Annotated in this window: 2 protein-coding genes; both read left to right on the top strand. The window is 25.2% G+C overall.

The window, feature by feature from the left end; all coding sequences use genetic code 11:
* The first annotated feature begins 119 nt into the window (after nucleotides 1-119).
* Nucleotides 120-524 carry a GNAT family N-acetyltransferase gene (locus HF984_RS11265; protein ID WP_000134308.1) on the top strand — a complete coding sequence of 135 codons (405 nt, stop codon included), beginning with the start codon at nucleotides 120-122 and terminating at the stop codon, nucleotides 522-524.
* The gene (locus HF984_RS11260) at nucleotides 525-1,964 is read left to right on the top strand and encodes a bifunctional aminoglycoside N-acetyltransferase AAC(6')-Ie/aminoglycoside O-phosphotransferase APH(2'')-Ia (protein WP_001028144.1); all 1,440 of its coding nucleotides are present in this window, start codon (nucleotides 525-527) and stop codon (nucleotides 1,962-1,964) included.
* Nucleotides 1,965-2,168 lie beyond the last annotated feature (204 nt).

The following is a 2,168-nucleotide window of genomic DNA, read 5'->3' as shown; positions in this document are numbered from 1 at the left end:
ATTGGAGCCGTTCTTATGGACCTACATGATGAATGGATTTATTCTTCAAGAAAATACATCAATTTTGATAAGTAGAAATGGTAAAAACATTGTATAGCATTTTACACAGGAGTCTGGACTTGACTGAGTTTATGGAAGAAGTTTTAATTGATGATAATATGGTTTTTGATATTGATAATTTAAAAGGATTTCTTAATGATACCAGTTCATTTGGGTTTATAGCTAAAGAAAATAATAAAATTATAGGATTTGCATATTGCTATACACTTTTAAGACCTGATGGAAAAACAATGTTTTATTTACACTCAATAGGAATGTTACCTAACTATCAAGACAAAGGTTATGGTTCAAAATTATTATCTTTTATTAAGGAATATTCTAAAGAGATTGGTTGTTCTGAAATGTTTTTAATAACTGATAAAGGTAATCCTAGAGCTTGCCATGTATATGAAAAATTAGGTGGTAAAAATGATTATAAAGATGAAATAGTATATGTATATGATTATGAAAAAGGTGATAAATAAATGAATATAGTTGAAAATGAAATATGTATAAGAACTTTAATAGATGATGATTTTCCTTTGATGTTAAAATGGTTAACTGATGAAAGAGTATTAGAATTTTATGGTGGTAGAGATAAAAAATATACATTAGAATCATTAAAAAAACATTATACAGAGCCTTGGGAAGATGAAGTTTTTAGAGTAATTATTGAATATAACAATGTTCCTATTGGATATGGACAAATATATAAAATGTATGATGAGTTATATACTGATTATCATTATCCAAAAACTGATGAGATAGTCTATGGTATGGATCAATTTATAGGAGAGCCAAATTATTGGAGTAAAGGAATTGGTACAAGATATATTAAATTGATTTTTGAATTTTTGAAAAAAGAAAGAAATGCTAATGCAGTTATTTTAGACCCTCATAAAAATAATCCAAGAGCAATAAGGGCATACCAAAAATCTGGTTTTAGAATTATTGAAGATTTGCCAGAACATGAATTACACGAGGGCAAAAAAGAAGATTGTTATTTAATGGAATATAGATATGATGATAATGCCACAAATGTTAAGGCAATGAAATATTTAATTGAGCATTACTTTGATAATTTCAAAGTAGATAGTATTGAAATAATCGGTAGTGGTTATGATAGTGTGGCATATTTAGTTAATAATGAATACATTTTTAAAACAAAATTTAGTACTAATAAGAAAAAAGGTTATGCAAAAGAAAAAGCAATATATAATTTTTTAAATACAAATTTAGAAACTAATGTAAAAATTCCTAATATTGAATATTCGTATATTAGTGATGAATTATCTATACTAGGTTATAAAGAAATTAAAGGAACTTTTTTAACACCAGAAATTTATTCTACTATGTCAGAAGAAGAACAAAATTTGTTAAAACGAGATATTGCCAGTTTTTTAAGACAAATGCACGGTTTAGATTATACAGATATTAGTGAATGTACTATTGATAATAAACAAAATGTATTAGAAGAGTATATATTGTTGCGTGAAACTATTTATAATGATTTAACTGATATAGAAAAAGATTATATAGAAAGTTTTATGGAAAGACTAAATGCAACAACAGTTTTTGAGGGTAAAAAGTGTTTATGCCATAATGATTTTAGTTGTAATCATCTATTGTTAGATGGCAATAATAGATTAACTGGAATAATTGATTTTGGAGATTCTGGAATTATAGATGAATATTGTGATTTTATATACTTACTTGAAGATAGTGAAGAAGAAATAGGAACAAATTTTGGAGAAGATATATTAAGAATGTATGGAAATATAGATATTGAGAAAGCAAAAGAATATCAAGATATAGTTGAAGAATATTATCCTATTGAAACTATTGTTTATGGAATTAAAAATATTAAACAGGAATTTATCGAAAATGGTAGAAAAGAAATTTATAAAAGGACTTATAAAGATTGATTATATAATATATGAAAAGCTATTATAAAAGACATTAGTATTAAATAGTTTAAAAAAATGAAAAATAATAAGAAGTGAGTCAAGTCCAGACTCCTGTGTAAAATGCTATACAATGTTTTTACCATTTCTACTTATCAAAATTGATGTATTTTCTTGAAGAATAAATCCATTCATCATGTAGGTCCATAAGAACGGCTCCAATTA

This window comes from Rothia terrae (assembly GCF_012396615.1).
GTDB lineage: Bacteria > Actinomycetota > Actinomycetes > Actinomycetales > Micrococcaceae > Rothia > Rothia terrae.
Note: the sequence above shows the minus strand (reverse complement) of the source record. Positions and strands in the feature narration are given on the sequence as shown.